Annotated in this window: 17 protein-coding genes; all 17 read left to right on the plus strand. The window is 33.9% G+C overall.

The window, feature by feature from the left end:
* The first annotated feature begins 41 nt into the window (after window positions 1-41).
* Window positions 42-632, plus strand: a complete 591-nt coding sequence (locus AB6B24_RS02365; RefSeq protein WP_012897543.1) for a peptidylprolyl isomerase — start codon at window positions 42-44, stop codon at window positions 630-632.
* A 1-nt stretch (window position 633) separates the two neighbouring features.
* Entirely contained in the window at window positions 634-1,065 is a 432-nt protein-coding gene (locus tag AB6B24_RS02370; RefSeq protein WP_139916468.1) for a CvfD/Ygs/GSP13 family RNA-binding post-transcriptional regulator, read from the plus strand.
* Complete coding sequence (locus tag AB6B24_RS02375; RefSeq protein ID WP_369164100.1) at window positions 1,062-1,667, plus strand: TVP38/TMEM64 family protein; 606 nt, start codon at window positions 1,062-1,064, stop codon at window positions 1,665-1,667. The genes AB6B24_RS02370 and AB6B24_RS02375 overlap by 4 nt, the downstream gene beginning before the upstream one ends.
* A gap of 221 nt (window positions 1,668-1,888) precedes the next feature.
* Window positions 1,889-3,133: an FtsW/RodA/SpoVE family cell cycle protein gene (locus tag AB6B24_RS02380; protein WP_015426198.1), complete on the plus strand. Its 1,245-nt coding sequence runs from the start codon at window positions 1,889-1,891 to the stop codon at window positions 3,131-3,133.
* A 224-nt stretch (window positions 3,134-3,357) separates the two neighbouring features.
* Window positions 3,358-4,428: a 2,3-butanediol dehydrogenase gene (locus AB6B24_RS02385; protein WP_017864389.1), complete on the plus strand. Its 1,071-nt coding sequence runs from the start codon at window positions 3,358-3,360 to the stop codon at window positions 4,426-4,428.
* A 25-nt stretch (window positions 4,429-4,453) separates the two neighbouring features.
* Entirely contained in the window at window positions 4,454-5,215 is a 762-nt protein-coding gene (locus tag AB6B24_RS02390) for a (S)-acetoin forming diacetyl reductase (protein WP_047206403.1), read from the plus strand.
* A 274-nt stretch (window positions 5,216-5,489) separates the two neighbouring features.
* The gene (locus tag AB6B24_RS02395) at window positions 5,490-5,651 is read left to right on the plus strand and encodes a hypothetical protein (protein WP_003131412.1); all 162 of its coding nucleotides are present in this window, start codon (window positions 5,490-5,492) and stop codon (window positions 5,649-5,651) included.
* Between the two features lie 85 nt (window positions 5,652-5,736).
* Window positions 5,737-7,278, plus strand: coding sequence for a ribosomal protection-like ABC-F family protein (gene abc-f, locus AB6B24_RS02400; RefSeq protein WP_311805050.1), 1,542 nt, complete (start codon window positions 5,737-5,739; stop codon window positions 7,276-7,278).
* Between the two features lie 416 nt (window positions 7,279-7,694).
* A complete protein-coding gene (locus AB6B24_RS02405; RefSeq protein ID WP_311802498.1) occupies window positions 7,695-9,317 on the plus strand; it encodes a malolactic enzyme in 1,623 nt (540 codons plus the stop codon).
* 14 nt (window positions 9,318-9,331) lie between these two features.
* Entirely contained in the window at window positions 9,332-10,609 is a 1,278-nt protein-coding gene (locus AB6B24_RS02410) for a 2-hydroxycarboxylate transporter family protein (RefSeq protein ID WP_369164105.1), read from the plus strand.
* A gap of 329 nt (window positions 10,610-10,938) precedes the next feature.
* Complete coding sequence (locus AB6B24_RS02415; RefSeq protein WP_003131418.1) at window positions 10,939-11,838, plus strand: DMT family transporter; 900 nt, start codon at window positions 10,939-10,941, stop codon at window positions 11,836-11,838.
* Between the two features lie 80 nt (window positions 11,839-11,918).
* Window positions 11,919-13,010, plus strand: coding sequence for a hypothetical protein (locus tag AB6B24_RS02420; RefSeq protein WP_311802499.1), 1,092 nt, complete (start codon window positions 11,919-11,921; stop codon window positions 13,008-13,010).
* 53 nt (window positions 13,011-13,063) lie between these two features.
* Window positions 13,064-13,711 (plus strand): HAD family hydrolase, encoded by a 648-nt coding sequence (locus AB6B24_RS02425; protein ID WP_047206396.1) that lies wholly within the window; start codon window positions 13,064-13,066, stop codon window positions 13,709-13,711.
* A 152-nt stretch (window positions 13,712-13,863) separates the two neighbouring features.
* Window positions 13,864-15,819: a DNA topoisomerase (ATP-hydrolyzing) subunit B gene (gene gyrB / locus AB6B24_RS02430; protein WP_012897555.1), complete on the plus strand. Its 1,956-nt coding sequence runs from the start codon at window positions 13,864-13,866 to the stop codon at window positions 15,817-15,819.
* A gap of 105 nt (window positions 15,820-15,924) precedes the next feature.
* Window positions 15,925-16,113: a hypothetical protein gene (locus tag AB6B24_RS02435; protein WP_021465420.1), complete on the plus strand. Its 189-nt coding sequence runs from the start codon at window positions 15,925-15,927 to the stop codon at window positions 16,111-16,113.
* A 216-nt stretch (window positions 16,114-16,329) separates the two neighbouring features.
* Window positions 16,330-17,067, plus strand: coding sequence for a class I SAM-dependent methyltransferase (locus tag AB6B24_RS02440; RefSeq protein WP_311802500.1), 738 nt, complete (start codon window positions 16,330-16,332; stop codon window positions 17,065-17,067).
* A 132-nt stretch (window positions 17,068-17,199) separates the two neighbouring features.
* Window positions 17,200-17,853, plus strand: a complete 654-nt coding sequence (locus tag AB6B24_RS02445) for a DUF4767 domain-containing protein (protein ID WP_369164107.1) — start codon at window positions 17,200-17,202, stop codon at window positions 17,851-17,853.
* The last annotated feature ends 124 nt before the right edge of the window (window positions 17,854-17,977 follow it).

Below are 17,977 nucleotides of genomic sequence, written 5' to 3' on the forward strand. Positions count from 1 at the left end.
AAGGAAGGTATTTTTAGAAATAAAAATACTAACTAAAAAATATGACTTACCCACAACTTGAACTTGAAAACTACAAAGGTACTACAGCAATTATCAATACAAATCATGGAAAAATGACTGTAAAATTATTTGATAGCCTTGCTCCAAAAACCGTAAAAAACTTTATTGAACTTAGCAAAGAGGGTTATTATGATGGAGTAATTTTCCACCGTATCATCAAAGATTTCATGGTTCAAGGAGGAGACCCAACAGGAACTGGGATGGGAGGTTCTTCAATCTACGGAGAAAAATTTGAAGATGAGTTCTCAATGGACCTCTTTAATCTTCGGGGAGCTTTGTCAATGGCCAATGCTGGACCTAATACAAACGGAAGTCAATTTTTCATTGTTCAAAATAAAAACTTGCCTTATCCTAAAGATTCACTTATCCAAGGAGGGTGGCCTGAAGAAGTAGCTGAAACATATACTGGCGGTGGAACTCCTCACCTTGATGGCCGTCACACTGTCTTTGGTCAATTGGTTGATGAAGAAAGCTATAAAGTTCTTGATGAAATTGCCGCTGTTCGTGTAGGTGCGCAAGATAAACCAGTCGATGATGTCGTTATTGAATCAGTTGAGATTATCGAGCCATAATATGGAAAAGAAAAGTCCTAAAATCGGTGATATTGTTGAGGTTGAAATTATTGGAATGCAAGATTATGGTGCATTTGTAAAATTTTACCTGGATAATTCATCAAATAAAGAAAAAATTGAACAAAAAGGATTGATTCATATTTCTGAAATTCAATCTGGTTATGTCAAAAGTATTCATGATATTGCTAAAATTGGCCAAAAAGTGATGGCACAAATTATTGATATTGATGAATATAATGGCAAAATTAGCCTGTCAATTCGCAGTCTGGAAAAAAATCCGCAAGTTCACCATATTTACCGAAAAAAACATTTTACTGATTCTCGGGATAAAATTGGCTTTAAAACCCTTGCTAATTATTTGCCAGATTGGATTGAAGAAAATGAAGCCTACCTTAAAGCCAAAAAAAATGCCCAAAGTGAGGATTTTCTTTGAATGATAACGTATTAAGATATATCAAACGAGTTTTTAATTTAATTACTATTCTTGGCTTTGTTACGACAATTGTTGGTGGCATTTATTTATGGCGCCTTGGTGCATTTCAAAATCAAGCAGTCTTACAACAATTGATTGTGGCACATCGTTTTTTAGGACCATTAATCTTCCTTTGTATGCAAATTTTGCAAGTCATTGTTCCAATCATACCAGGTGGGATTACAATGGCAGCAGGGGTCATGATTTTTGGACCAGTTTGGGGTTTTATTTATAATTACTTTGGAATTGTTGCGGGCTCTTTTTTACTTTTTCACTTTGGTAAAAAATATGGTTCTTCATTAGCCAAAACTTTTGTCAAAGAAAAAACATATAATAAATACATGGCTTGGTTGGATAAGGGGCAAAAACGCTTTAATATTGTTTTCGCGCTCCTCATTTTATCTCCTATTGCCCCAGATGATGCACTTGTTTTAATAGCAAGTCAAACAAAAATGAGTTGGAAATTCTTCACTTGGAGTATCTTATTATGTAAACCATTGCCAATTCTCCTCTATTCTTATCTTTTGATTTTTGGAGGAGACCTTCTTGGGCACATTTTATAAAATGCTGAAAGTGCTTTCGGTGTTTTTTTATTGGAATTTTTGAGAAAGAATGCCCAAATCATCCAAAAAAATTGTATAATAGAATGGATTTATGATTTTAAACAGAAGTCACCTCAATAATAAAATTGTTTTTGTAAATTTGAAGCAAAAGTTAGAACTAAGTGATAGCAAATTGCCCCAAATGAATTGCCGAAACAAGATTAAACTGACTGGAGCTAGTTTTGAAAAACAAGAAAGCAAATAGATTTACATTTGATTCACGAATTGATTATGGGCTAATTTTACCAGCCTTTATGTTAATATTGATTGGTCTTTACGCACTTTATGTTGCAGTAAGTCATGACCACCCCACACAAGCAACGAATCTAGTTGTTCAACAAGGAACTTGGGTTATTGTCGGACTCTTTGTTGCTTTAATTGTCATGCATATGGATTCAAGGTTTTTATGGAATTTAACACCATTTTTTTACCTATTAGGTCTTATATTAATGGTTCTACCGATCTTTTTCTACGATAAAGCAACCTATGCTTCAACGGGTGCAAAAAACTGGCTCGCTTTTGGAGGACGAAATCTTTTTCAACCGTCGGAGTTTATGAAACTTTCCTATATTTTATTTTCGGCTAGGATTGTGGTTACCTTCCAAAATAATCTAAAAAAACGGGTACTCAAAGATGATTTCCGCTTAATCGGACTTCTGATACTTGAAACAATTCCAGTTGCCATTTTATCAGTCTTTCAAAAAGACTTCGGAACTTTCTTGGTCTTTGCAGCTATCTTTGCTGGAATTATTTTAGTTGCTGGTATTTCTTGGAAAATACTTGCGCCAGCTTTTCTTTTCGTAGCAGCAGTAGCTGGAGGAATTGTTGCTCTAGTTGCTTCACCAGAGGGACAAAAATTTCTTGAAAGTACCAGTTTTGCTCAGTATCAGGTCAATCGTTTTATCGCATGGTTACATCCTTTTGAATATTCTCAGACTTTCAGTCTTCAACAAGCACGCTCATTGATTTCAGTTGGTGTTGGTGGTCTTTGGGGTAAAGGAGTTGGTGTAGCTAATGTCAATGTTCCCGTTCGAGAATCAGATATGATTTTCACTGTCATTGCTGAAGATTTTGGATTTGTTGGATCAGCCTTTTTGATTTTCCTTTACTTTATGCTGATTTATCGAATGATTCGAGTAACTTTCAAATCAAATAATCAGTTTTATACCTATATTTCAACGGGTATTATTATGATGATTCTCTTCCATGTCTTTGAAAATATTGGAGCAGCTATTGGTGTTGTTCCTTTAACAGGTATTCCCTTACCCTTCATTTCTCAAGGAGGATCGGCCTTAATGGCAAATATCATTGGCTTAGGGCTTGTTTTATCAATGAAATATAATCAATTACCAGAATTTGTCAAGGAACAAAGACAAATCCCAGTTAAGGGTGATAGTCGAAAAAATCGTCGAAGAAATAGACGTTAACAATTAATAAGAATACAAAAAGTAAAAGTTACTGACAGAAAATTCAGTAGCTTTTTTATTACGATAAAACATTTAAAAGTCTATATATATCAAGGGAGAAAACGCTTTAAATTTTTGTAAATTATTAGAATTAATGATAGAATAAACTCGTGAGAGAAATCTCAAATACTAAATTTAATTGATTGCCTGAAACGACAACCATCCTATATAGAGGAGGCGTTTTTATGCGCGCAGCACGTTTTTATGACCGCGGGGATATCCGCGTTGATGAAATTAATGAACCAATAGTAAAAGCTGGTCAAGTTGGCATTGATGTGGCTTGGTGTGGAATTTGTGGAACAGATCTTCATGAATTTTTAGATGGCCCAATTTTTTGTCCGTCAGCAGAACATCCTAATCCAATTACTGGAGAAGTACCACCAGTCACTCTTGGACATGAAATGTCTGGGGTTGTAAATTTTATAGGTGAAGGAGTAAGCGGACTTAAAGTAGGTGACCATGTCGTTGTCGAACCTTATATCGTTCCCGAAGGTACTGATACAAGTGAAACTGGACATTATAACCTCTCAGAAGGTTCAAACTTTATTGGTTTGGGTGGAAATGGCGGAGGTTTGGCTGAAAAAATTTCTGTTGATGAACGTTGGGTTCACAAAATTCCTGATAACTTACCATTGGATGAAGCCGCTCTAATTGAGCCACTATCAGTTGGCTATCACGCTGTTGAACGGGCAAATTTAAGTGAAAAGAGTACGGTATTAGTTGTTGGTGCTGGACCAATTGGACTATTAACTGCTGCCGTTGCAAAAGCGCAAGGACATACTGTTATCATCAGTGAACCTAGTGGACTTCGTCGTAAAAAAGCACAAGAAGCACAAGTTGCTGATTATTTCTTCAATCCAATTGAAGATGACATTCAAGCTAAAGTTCATGAAATTAATGAAAAAGGAGTGGACGCAGCCTTTGAATGTACCTCTGTCCAACCGGGATTTGACGCTTGTCTAGATGCGATTCGTATGGGTGGAACAGTTGTCATTGTTGCAATTTGGGGCAAGCCTGCTAGTGTTGATATGGCAAAATTAGTAATCAAAGAAGCTAACCTTTTAGGAACGATTGCTTATAATAACACTCATCCAAAAACAATTGATTTAGTATCAACAGGTAAAATAAAATTGGACCAATTCATCACAGCTAAAATCGGTTTGGATGATTTGATTGATAAAGGATTTGATACGCTGATTCATCATAATGAAACAGCTGTTAAAATTTTAGTTTCACCCACTGGTAAAGGTCTATAAATTAAATAAATAAAGGAGAAATAAGATGTCTAAAATTGCAGCAGTTACTGGAGCAGGTCAAGGAATCGGTTTTGCAATCGCAAAACGTCTCTATAATGATGGTTTTAAAGTAGCTATTATTGATTACAACGAAGAAACAGCTCAAAAAGCAGCAAAAGAGCTTGGAGAAAACTCATTTGCGGTTAAAGCTGATGTTTCTGACCGTGACCAAGTTATTTCAGCTTTGAATGCTGTTGTCGACAAATTTGGTGATTTAACTGTTGTAGTTAATAATGCCGGAATTGCCCCAACAACACCAATTGAAACAATTACACCTGAACAATTTCATCAGGTCTATAATATTAATGTTGGTGGAGTTTTGTGGGGAACACAGACAGCAACAGCACTTTTTAGAAAATTAGGTCATGGAGGTAAAATTATCAACGCAACCTCACAAGCTGGAGTTGTTGGAAATCCAAATCTAATGCTCTATTCTTCTTCAAAATTTGCTGTTCGTGGGATGACTCAAATTGCTGCTCGTGATTTAGCAGAAGAAGGAATCACAGTTAATGCTTATGCACCAGGGATTGTAAAAACACCAATGATGTTTGATATTGCGCATCAAGTTGGTAAAAATGCTGGTAAAGATGATGAATGGGGAATGCAAACTTTCGCAAAAGATATTGCCATGAAACGTTTATCTGAGCCTGAAGATGTGGCAAATGTTGTTTCATTCTTAGCTGGCCCTGATTCAAACTATATTACCGGTCAAACAATTATTGTTGATGGAGGAATGCAATTCCATTAATCTAGAAAATGAACTGTCAAGTTTTTATCTTGACAGTTCATTTTATTTTGTGCTATAATTGTCTTAAATAAATGAACGAGGTAAGGTCTATTGAAAATCTAAGTTTTGAACTTTAAAAATATTCGTAAAAATCGAGTATTTTTGTTGTCTTCATAACTTAGAGAGAATAGACTTTTATTATGTTTACAGATTGGGCAATTTGTCAGAATTTGTATCTTTTAAAGCTCTTTTCACCTAAGTTGTGAAAAGAGTTTTTTAATTTAAGGAGAAAATAATGAATCAAAAACAAAAAGAAATGCAAGCTAAACTAGAACAAATTAAGAAGAATAAACCGCAATTTGCTGGGAAAAATACTAATGGGATGACAGCAGTAAAAGCAACCAAGCAAAATCAACACGGCGCAAAAATTAATGCTCCAAGAAAAGCGGGAATTTGAGATTTATGAACATTCAGAGGAACTCACTCTGAGTTTTTCTACTCAAATTAGATTTCTTAATTCTCACAAATGAGAGGAGAATTAAATGTCAAATATTGAATTTAAAGACTTAACCTTTGGCTACGGGGATAACATGATTTTCAATCATGCCCAAATAAATATTGATGACCGTTGGAAATTAGGATTAGTAGGGCGAAATGGCCGTGGAAAATCAACCCTTTTAAACTTACTACAAGGTAAAATAACTACTGACAGCTCGATAATTACTGACAAAAACTTTGTTTACTTCCCCCAATTACTGACAGAAGAAGATTTTAATGATAAAGATAAATCTAAAAAACAAAATACTGCTGATAAATATTCTGTAGAAAGTCTGTCAGTAAAAATTACTGACAGAAATTCACAATTAACTTATTATGTGCTAAATGAATTAGCCGAATTTGAACAATGGAAATTAGAACGTGAATTATCTTTATTGAAAGTTGATTTAGAAATTCTTTGGCGTCCTTTTGGAAGTTTATCGGGTGGGGAACAAACCAAGTGTCTCTTGGCAATTTTATTTTTAGATGAGGACAATTTTCCACTAATTGATGAACCAACAAATCATTTGGATATGGAAAGCAGAAAAATAGTTGCTGACTATCTTCAAAAGAAATCAGGATTTATCGTTGTATCACATGACCGAAATTTTCTTGACGAAGTCTGTGACCACACCTTGGCAATTGAACGTCAGCAAATAGTTCTCTATCAGGGAAATTTCTCAACCTATGAACGAGAGAAACAGTTGCGTGATGACTTTGAACTTGCTGAAGATGAAAAATTACGTAAAGATATTTCAAGACTGAAAAAAACTTCGTTAGAAAAAAGAGATTGGTCTAATCAACGAGAAAATGTTGCCGGAGCAACCTTTGTGGATAAAAAAGTTGCCAAAAAACAGAATCAACGAGCAAAATCAATTGAAAAACGAATGGGACAGGAAGTTGAGAATAAAGAGAAATTACTCAAAAATATCGAAAAAACTGAACCTCTTATCATGAATTTTCAACCTTCACATCATAAAAGACTGATTCAGTTTGAAAATTTTTCTCTTGGATTTACCGAAAAATTACTTTTCCAGCCGATTGATTTTTCTTTGAAAGTGGGAGAGATTGCAGCAATTGTCGGACCAAATGGTCAAGGGAAATCAAGTATTATTAAATATTTATCTGGTGATTTTTCTGGTGAGCACAGTGGATTTGTTCAATTTCCTCAGGGGATAAGGCTATCATTTGTTCGTCAGATTTATGATAATCGTGGCTATCTGAAAGACTTTGCTACCGAATATCAATTAGATTATGAATTATTTTTAGCTAATCTCAGAAAACTGGGGATGGAGCGCAAGCAATTTAGCCAAAAGATAGAAACGATGAGTCAAGGACAACAAAAAAAGGTTGAATTAGCTCGTAGTTTATCGCAAGAAGCAGAGCTTTATCTCTGGGATGAGCCGCTTAATTATCTTGACGTGTTTAATCGTGAACAAATAATTCAACTTCTAGAAACTTATCATCCAACAATGCTTCTGGTCGAACATGATCAAGCTTTTGTTGAAAAAATTTCTAATCAAATTATTAACCTAAAAGATACATAAATTTAAAAAATAAAAGTAGAGTGATTTTACTCTACTTTTTTAGAATACTTTCATATAATAGAAAATATGAATAAAGCAAAGCGCACAATTTTGTTTTTATTTAAAAAAATGTATACTTTAGATACACAGCCACCATTGACAAAAAATCTTAATCTTAAATTGTTTGAAACCCTGATAAATTAGGAATAGTAATAGGAGAAGAACAGTTCATCATTTAATAGTTATAAGCTAATTATTAGTATTATTTCTTTGATTAATATCATCTATTTTTATATCAAGCCTTTTAGATAAACATTGATATTATTTATGCGTTATAAATAAAATTTATCAACACCAAGGGATTTGACTATAACGATAAAAGAAGTTTATAGTAATAAAGTAATAACATTAATTATAATTTTTATGGAGGTTGTACGATGCGTGCACATGAAATTTTAAACAATCCTTTTTTAAATAAAGGAACAGCTTTTACTATGAAAGAACGTAAAGAATTGGGGTTGATTGGTCTTCTTCCACCAACTGTTCAAACAATTGAAGAACAAGCTGAACAAACTTACGAACAATATTTAACAAAACCATCTGATTTAGAAAAACGTCATTTCTTGATGGAAATTTTTAATACAAACCGTACTTTGTTTTACTACTTATTTAACAAACATATTGTAGAATTTAATCCAGTTGTTTATGATCCAACAATTGCAGATACAATTGAAAACTACAGTCATTTGTTCGTAGATCCACAATATGCTGCTTATCTTGATATTAACCACCCTGAAAACATTACTGAAACATTGAAAAATGCAGCAGGTGACAGAGAAATTCGTCTTATTGTTGTAACTGATGCTGAAGGAATCCTTGGTATCGGAGACTGGGGAACTCAAGGTGTTGATATCTCAGTTGGTAAATTAATGATTTATACAGCCGCAGCAGGTATTGATCCAGCGTCTGTACTTCCAGTTGTTATTGATGCAGGAACAAATAGAAAAGAACTTTTAGAAGATCATTTGTATCTTGGAAACCATCAAGAACGTATTTACGGTGACCAATACTACAGTTTCGTCGATCAATTTGTAGAAACTGCAGAATCAATTTTCCCTAAATTGTACCTTCACTGGGAAGATTTCGGACGTTCAAATGCTGCAACAATTTTAAATAACTACAAAACAAAAATCCCAACATTTAATGATGACATTCAAGGAACTGGTATTGTTGTTTTAGGTGGTATTTTCGGATCACTTGACATTACAGGTGAAAAATTAACTGATCAAGTATACCTTTGCTATGGTGGTGGTTCAGCCGGTGCAGGGATTGCTGGTCGTGTTCATGCTGAAATGGTTAGTGAAGGTCTTTCTGAAGAAGAAGCTTACAAACATTTCTTCATGATTGATCAACAAGGTTTACTTTTTGATGATATGGAAGACCTTACACCAGCTCAAAAACCATTTGCTAAAAAACGTGCTGATTATAAAGATGCTGGAGATATGACTGACCTTCTTAACGTTGTTAAGACAGTAAAACCAACTATTTTAGTAGGAACTTCAACTAATCCAGGTGCCTTTACAAAAGAAGTTGTTGAAGCAATGTGTGCTAATACAGAACGCCCAGTAATCTTCCCTATCTCAAATCCAACTAAAAAAATGGAAGCTACAGCTGAACAAGTTATTGAGTGGTCTGATGGAAAAGCTTTTGTCGCTACTGGTGTTCCTTCAGGAACAATCAACTACAAAGGTGTTGATTATCAAATTGGTCAAGCAAACAACTCACTTATCTACCCAGGTTTGGGCTTAGGAATGTTGGCATCTGAAGCAAAACTTTTGACAGATGAAATGATCGGTGCAGCTGCACATTCATTGAGCGGTTTAGTAGATCCAGGTAAACCAGGTGCTCCTGTTCTTCCTCCATTTGAATTTGTTGCTGATGTATCAATTAAAGTTGCAGAAGCAGTTGCTAAGAAAGCTCAAGAACAAGGTCTTACTGAATCTAAAGAAACTGATATGGCTAAAGCAGTTCGTGATCTTAAATGGTATCCAGAGTACTAAGGGGAATATCTTAAATGAAAAAACTTAAAGAAACGAAAATATCGGGAATTAGTCTTCCCTTATATGCCTTTTTCGTAGCTGTCATCATAGTTGTAACACTATTAGGAAAACTTCCACTTGATATGGTAGGGTTAACTCTCCTACTTGTAACATTAGGTCACCTATTATACTTCTTAGGAGAAAAACTCCCTATTATGAATTCATACTTAGGTGGGGGATCTGTTTTCACTTTAATTGGTGCTACTCTATTATCTTTCTTCCACATTGTTCCTTCAAATGTTATTGGAGCAGTTTCCAATTTTATGGGAGGAAAATTTGGATTTCTTGATTTTTATATAGCTGCACTTATCTGTGGATCTATTTTAGGAATGAACAGAAATCTTTTGGTTAAAGCTTCCAAGAAATTTATTCCGATTGCTTTAATCACTATGGTTATTGGTTTCTTCTCAGTAGGTCTTGTAGGAATGCTTATTGGTAATGGATTTGCTGATTCTGTAATGTATGTTTCTATGCCAATGATGTCAGGTGGTATGGGAGCCGGAATTACTCCACTCTCTCAAATCTATGCAGCCGGATTGGCTCATGGAAACCAAGCAGCTATCTTCTCTCAACTTGCTCCAGCAGTTACTTTTGGTAATATTCTTGCGATTATTGGTGCCTTATCTATCGCTAAAGTATTCAACAAATCTAAATATAATGGACATGGGACTCTTGTTGCAGCAACTAAAGAAGAGTTGGCTAAACCTAAAATAAAATTAGATGCTCAACAAATCGGAACAGGAATGCTCTTTGCCTTTGCTCTTTTGATGGCTGGTGACATCTTGAACAAATTCTTCCCTAATATTCATCAATATGCATTTATGATTATTATTGTATTTATCTTGAAAGCAACAAATACTGTTCCTAAAGATTTAGAAGAATCTGTTGTAATGTTTAACCAAGTGATTATGACAAACCTTACTCATGCTGTTTTGGCAGGTATTGGTCTTGCTTTGATTGACTTGAATACTCTTGCTTCAGCATTTACATGGCAATTTGTTGTACTTTGCTTGACAAGTGTTGTTGTAATGGGACTTGCTAGTTGGTTCTTGGCTCGCCTCTTTGGCCTTTATCCAGTCGAAACTGCCATTGGTGCAGGGATGATCAATAATTCTATGGGTGGAACAGGTAACATTGCTGTCTTGTCTGCATCAGATAGAATGGAAATGATTGCTTTTGCACAGATGGCTAATAGACTCTGTGGTGCAATTGTTCTTATCTTCGGTGGAATTCTTATCCGATTCTTTTATTAAAATAACCAAAAAAACATTTTATATAAAATGTTTTTTTTTACAAAATTAACTGATCAAGGAAATAAAATAGTTGGGACTATATCGCCACTCGCATGAAGTGGTTCAAGTAAATATAAAATTTTGGAGCCATATTGATAGTAAAATAATGTAAAGCTTTAACAAATTTTCTGCTAATCTTTAAGATACACACTCCTTGTTTGATAAAATATTAAGCTATTCTTTTAACTCCATTATGTCTTAAACTCACTAATAATCGAGAACGTAATATATAAAAATATAATGATGATTGAACCCTAATGAACCCTCTTGATGTATGGTATAATATAAAAATGAATGTAAAAAAACAAATTTTTAAAGGCACACTTTATGCAGTAGTTGCCGGTTGTATGTGGGGAATTTCTGGCATTTTTGGTCAGCTTTTTTTCCGTGATTATCATGGTAGCCCGCTTTGGATTACATCAACACGTTTAACGATTGCTGGTATTATTTTATTGGCCATGTCTTTTTCGCGAGACCATAAGCGTTTTTTTGATGTCTGGAAATCAAAAAAGAATATGCCAACCCTCTTTTTGTATGTTTTTGGTGGGGTATTTTCTGTTCAATATTTTTATTATGTGGCCATTCAACTTTCAAATAGTGCTACAGCGACAATTTTACAATATACAGCACCCGTTTTTATTATGCTTTATTTACTCATTTTTCAACGTCAAGTACCAAAACCCAAATCGGTCTTATTCGTCATTTTAGCAATGATAGGTGTTTTTTTGTTGATTACGGACGGAAATATCAAACATTTATCAATCAGTCCCCTAGCTCTTGTAACAGGCCTTCTCGCTGGTGTAGCTGTTGTTATTTACTCAATCATCCCTCGGCCATTATTAGATAAATATGGCGCACTTAATATGACAGGTTGGGGAATGATGCTTGCGGGGATTGCCTGTAATATCTTCTATCCAGTTTGGCGTATTGATTTTCGAATTGAACCCTTGTCAATTTTTTATGTTTTAACAATTTCTATTGTTGGAACAGCACTGGCTTTTTTGTTGCTTTTAAGAGCCTTTCAATTGATTTCACCGCTTGTTGTTTCTGTTGCAACAGCTACTGAACCATTGACTTCTGTTTTTTTAAGTATTCCATTATTTGGCTTGAAATTAACCCCACTTGAATTACTAGGAATTGTGATGGTCATCGTTTCTGTTATTCTTTTATCAAAATCGGAACAAGCTTAAAAGAAACCCTGAGGTTTCTTTTTTTAAAACTGTTTTATTAGAAAATTCTGATATAATATTTTTATTAGGAGAGAATTTTTATGGAAGAGTATTATTTACCATTGGAAATAAGAACTGACACTTGGACATTGGGAGGGTTATGGTCACTTTGTCTATTTTTACCTTCTATTGAGTATTTTTTGGTTTGGCAATCAATAGATTTCAATGTGCACCAATTTGTTTTATTGAGTCTGGTTATTGGAATACTATTTATTTATCTTTTCTTTTTTTTATTAAATCATTCACGTCGCAAATTAGCTGTCATTGATCAAGAAGGAATTTTATTACGATTATTATTTCGTAATGTTAAGATTGAATGGAGAAATATTCGGGGAATCTATGTTCGGTCAAATACCTTGTATATTTGCGAACAAAATTCTTTTGATTCTATTCATATTGAAAAAAAAGCTTGGTACAAACGTTTAAAATTTTATCAAAATTATTTTGAACCAGGTCACAATTTAAATATTAAATTGACGATTCACGGTTCTATAATTTCAATGGATATAAATGAGCTTTCTATTATTTGTGAAGAAGTGTGGTTTAAAAAAAGTGGCTTTGAACAAGATGACCTTTTTACAGAAAACCCTTTTGAAAAAATCGATAGATCTGTTCGAGCAAAAAAAGTGAATCCATGGAAAAAAGTTGTAATTTATATTGGGATTTTTGTATTCACCTTAGGAGGGTGGATATTCAAAGATAAAATTAAAGATACTTATAGCTTAGTAGATTCTCAAGTTTACTATGTTTTAGATTCAAAAACAAATAAAGTAGAATTTGCATTTGAAACATATGGGACCAAAAATAATCAAAAAGCAATTGTTGTGACTGATAGAGTAATGCATGAATCTAGCATTTACTCTAAAGATGATTTTAAGGATATTGAGAATAGATATTATGATAATAAATTATTAGCAGGAGAAGGTTATGCAATTGTAGATGGTAAACATCCGGCATGGTGGAAACAAACCTTTGATTTCAGTAGATATGTTAAGAAAAATCAACTTCAAAAAATTACATTAACGAGTATAAAAAAACCACTTTTAAAGAATTATTTAACAGCACAGATGGAACTAACTCAGAATCAATTTAAAGGTAAAAAATTTCCAGTTAAAATTTTGAAAGCAAACTAAAAATATCCATTTCTGACAAAATGTTAGCTACTAAAGTGTGTTATAATATTAACATGGACTACGAAAATTATATCTGGGATTTAGGCGGAACTTTATTGGACAATTATGAAAGTTCTAGTCATGCATTTGCTGCAACGCTTTGGTCAATGGCAGAGCGTGTTGTTTTGCGCACTGATGTATATGATGCGCTAAAAGTTTCAACGGCTTACGCTGTTGAAAAATATGCCAGTGATTTGCCAGGCTTTTTGGAAGAATACAAAAAGTTAGAAGCAGAAGAATTAGAAAAACCAATTCTCTTTTCCGGTGCTAAAAAAGTACTGACAGACCTATCAATAAAAGGAAATAAGAATTTTATGATTTCACATCGCAATCATCAAGTTCTGACAATTCTGTCAGCAGCTGAAATTGATTCATATTTTACAGAGGTTGTCACGTCTGATAATGGCTTCAAACGAAAACCAGCACCAGAATCAATTAACTATTTGTTAAATAAATATAAACTCAATCCAAAGAAGACAGTGATGATTGGCGATCGTCCTTTAGATATTGAAGCAGGAAATGCTGCTGGGATATCAACAATTTATTTTGATAGCTCAACAGATTCAACTCTGTCAGGACAAGCGATTAACGCTGTAAGTGATGGTTCGCTTAATAGCAAGCCAACTCACATTATTCATCAGCTGACAGAGATTATTTTGTAATCTTAAAAAAATGAATTAATGATAAGCAGATTTTTAGTCAAAATTGCTTATTTTTTTTACAAGTTTGAGTCACAAAATACCATGCACTAGAGCTAAAATCGCTGATTTATGGTATAATAGTAGTAAGTTTTTCATAGAAATGAGAGTTAACTTTGAACGAAGAAAATAAAAATTTAGAAATGCTTGCAGACGAATATGACGCCAGTCAAATTCAAGTACTTGAAGGTCTTGAAGCTGTACGTATGCGTCCAGGGATGTATATTGGTTCAACCTCAAAAGAAGGTTTGCACCATTTAGTCTGGGAAATTGTTGACAATTCAATTGATGAAGCACTTGCAGGATTTGCAAGCCATATTGAGGTTTTTATTGAGCCTGATAATTCAATTACTGTTGTTGATGATGGACGTGGAATTCCGGTTGATATTCAAGAAAAAACGGGTCGTCCAGCCGTGGAAACAGTCTTTACAGTGTTGCATGCTGGAGGTAAATTCGGCGGAGGCGGCTATAAAGTTTCTGGTGGATTGCACGGTGTTGGTTCATCTGTTGTTAATGCTTTATCAACAGTACTAGATGTTACTGTTCATAAAGATGGCCAAAAATATTATCAAGAATATCATCGTGGTCTCGTTGGAGATGATTTAAAAATTATTGGTGAAACTGACCGTAGAGGGACAACTGTTCACTTTGTACCAGACCCAGAAATTTTTACAGAAACTGTTGAATTTGATTTTGATAAGCTTGCAACACGTGTTCGTGAGTTAGCCTTTTTGAATCGCGGTCTTCGTATTTCCTTAACAGATAAACGTGAAGGAAATGAAAAAAATGAAGTTCATTTCCATTACGAAGGTGGAATTCAGTCTTATGTTGAATATTTAAATGAAAATAAGACAGTCATTTTTGAACCAGCAATTTTTACTGAAGGTGAAATGGATGGAATTGCTGTTGAAGTAGCAATGCAATATACTGATACTTATCATTCAGTAGTGATGTCCTTTGCTAACAACATCAACACTCACGAAGGTGGAACACATGAGCAAGGTTTTAGAACAGCCCTTACTCGTGTTATTAATAACTACGCAAAACAAAATAAAATTCTTAAAGAAAACGAAGATAATTTAACTGGGGATGATGTGCGCGAAGGATTGACAGCAGTTATTTCGGTTAAGCATCCTAATCCACAATTTGAAGGGCAAACCAAAACAAAACTTGGGAACTCAGAAGTAACAGGAATTGTTAACAAACTTTTTGCGGAAGCTTTGACAACATTTATGTTAGAAAATCCACAAGTTGCTCGTAAAATCGTTGAAAAAGGGATTTTGGCAAGTAAAGCAAGGATTGCAGCAAAACGTGCGCGTGAAGTGACACGTAAAAAATCAGGGCTTGAAATTTCCAACCTTCCTGGTAAATTAGCTGACTGTTCATCAAATAATCCAGAACAAACAGAATTATTCATCGTCGAAGGAGATTCGGCTGGAGGTTCGGCTAAATCAGGACGTAATCGTGAATTCCAAGCAATTTTACCTATTCGTGGTAAGATTTTGAATGTGGAAAAAGCAACGATGGATAAAATTTTGGCCAATGAAGAAATTCGTTCTCTATTCACTGCAATGGGAACTGGTTTTGGAGCAGATTATGATTTGTCGAAAGCACGTTATCACAAACTTGTTATCATGACCGATGCCGATGTCGACGGCGCACACATCCGTACGCTTTTATTAACACTCTTCTACCGTTATATGCGTCCAGTTGTTGAAGCAGGGTATGTTTATATTGCTCAGCCACCAATTTACGGTATCAAAGTTGGTTCAGAAACAAAAGAATACATTCAACCAGGTGAAAATCAAGAAAAAGATTTACAAGAAGCTTTAGCACGTTGGGCACAAGGAAGAACAAAGCCTACTGTACAACGTTATAAAGGTTTAGGGGAAATGGATGACCATCAACTTTGGGAGACAACAATGGATCCCGAACACCGTTTAATGGCACGTGTATCTGTTGAAGACGCAGCAGAAGCTGACAAAATCTTTGATATGCTCATGGGAGACAGAGTTGAACCTCGTCGTGAATTTATCGAAAATAATGCTCAGTACTCGACAATTGATGCATAATATAGTAAAAACAACTCATTTTTGTTTGAGTTGTTTTTTTATTGAACGAAATGTTAGCGCTTTATCGAAAAGTGTAATATAATGAAGTCAAGAAGGAGGTGGATTATGCCCGAAATAAACCCCAAATTAAGCAATGAGCAAATGAAGGAACTTGAAGATGAAGCACTCCGAAATGCAACAGTTGGTACGCAAACAGGAATTCAAGATACCTTTGAAAAGACCACAAGTAAAGCTGAGGAGCTGTTTAGTGAGGCTTCAAAAGCGCTCAAAGAAGTTGAAGATAAAGAAAAGTAGGTTTTCCTACTTTTTATTATTAAGATGTATTTATTTATTTATCTACTTAATGATTTTTTAAAGTGCTTATGATAGAATATGACTATAAAATATATAAAAATAATTAATCGAATTATGAAAGAAGATAGATGAACAAAGGAATTATTGCTCAAAAAATTGTAGTTTCCATGTAAATATTTATAAAATGATGAACTATATTTACATGGAGAATAAAAAATGAAACAAAATAAATATGATAATGAACGTTTTTTCAAAAATTATGCATCAATGTCAAGGTCCCAAAAAGGATTGAAGGCCGCTGGTGAATGGTCTGAATTAGAAAAACTACTCCCAAATTTTCAGGATAAAAAAGTTTTGGATTTAGGGTGTGGATATGGATGGCACTGTAAATATGCAGTCAATCATGGAGCTAAAGAAGTAGTAGGAGTAGACCTTTCACACAAGATGCTTGAAGTTGCTCTTGATATTAATAATGATAAAAAAATTACCTATCAACAATCCGCAATAGAGGATACTAACTTTCCTGCAGATACTTTTGATGTTGTGTTTAGTTCATTAGCTTTTCACTACATTTCAAATTTTGAAGACCTGGTCTGCAAAATTTCAAAGTGTCTTAAAAAGAATGGTGAATTTATTTTCTCTGTTGAACATCCTCTCTACACCTCATCATGGAAACAGGATTGGTGCTATGATGCAGAGGGTAAAATTCTTCATTTTCCAGTTGATAATTATTATTATGAAGGAAAGCGTGAAGTCAATTTCTTAGGTGAGCCAATTATTAAGTATCATCGGACATTAACAGGATATATAAATTCTTTGTTAAGTTCTGGTTTTGAACTTACTAATTTAATTGAACCCAAACCTCCTATAGAAATGAGAGAGCTTGAAGAAATGAAAAATGAGATGAGACGTCCAATGATGTTGCTTATTTCTGCAAGAAATAAAAAATCATAGTCATAAAGTAACTATAATAAGAGTTCCTATTCGAATAAAGTATGGGACTCTTATTTTTTATTTAGTTCTTTTAATGATATTAGTAGTTTTTTAATTACTTTTGAAGTAAAATTGTAGTTAGGAGAAGAAAAGATGAAAAAAATATATCTTGTTGCAATTTTTTTAGTAGCAACACTTGGAATGTCAGCCTGTAGTTCAAAACAAAATTCTCAAACAACAAAAGAAAGTTCTAAAAGTAGCCAAAGCTCACGAAGCTCTTCAATAACTCAGAGCACTTCGAGTACTACCCAGTCATCAAGTATTACTAAAGAGTCCTCTTCATCAATAGAAAAATCAATTTCTCCCTCAACTTCTACACAAATAAGAAAATGGAACCCAGAGAAAAATCAACGTCTTGCAGAGTTTATGTCAGCTTGGGGGATAGAAATGGGACAATCTTACAGTCAGTATGATCCTAATCACAATCTTAATTTATATGGTCTCTCTATTCCTTGGTCAGTTATAGATAATAATTCAACTTGGAAAGCAGCAATAAATAATCAGCCTATTGAATTAAAATGGTCAGAAACGGGAGAAAATTCAGGAGGATATCAATTAGTTGATGTTTATTCAGATATGAATGTGAAAAACTCTGGTGTTAATCATGTTTATCTCTTTGTTATTAAATCAGGAAATCCCATGGTGCTTTATACCGCACAAAATCAAGGAAATACAAATAATTATTTATATCTAAAAGAAACAGAGAATAATGAATTAAAAAATGCCTTCGCACGAATTGTTGGATAATTTTTAAAATAAAAAAGCCTATTTTGGAATAGGTTTTTTTATTTTAAAAAAAATTAAAAACTAAAATTTTTATTCTTGACAAAAGATAGTGAACGGATTATAATAGTTAACGTCGTTAGTAAAT

This window comes from Lactococcus sp. AK05 (assembly GCF_041026685.1).
Classification (GTDB): domain Bacteria; phylum Bacillota; class Bacilli; order Lactobacillales; family Streptococcaceae; genus Lactococcus; species Lactococcus lactis.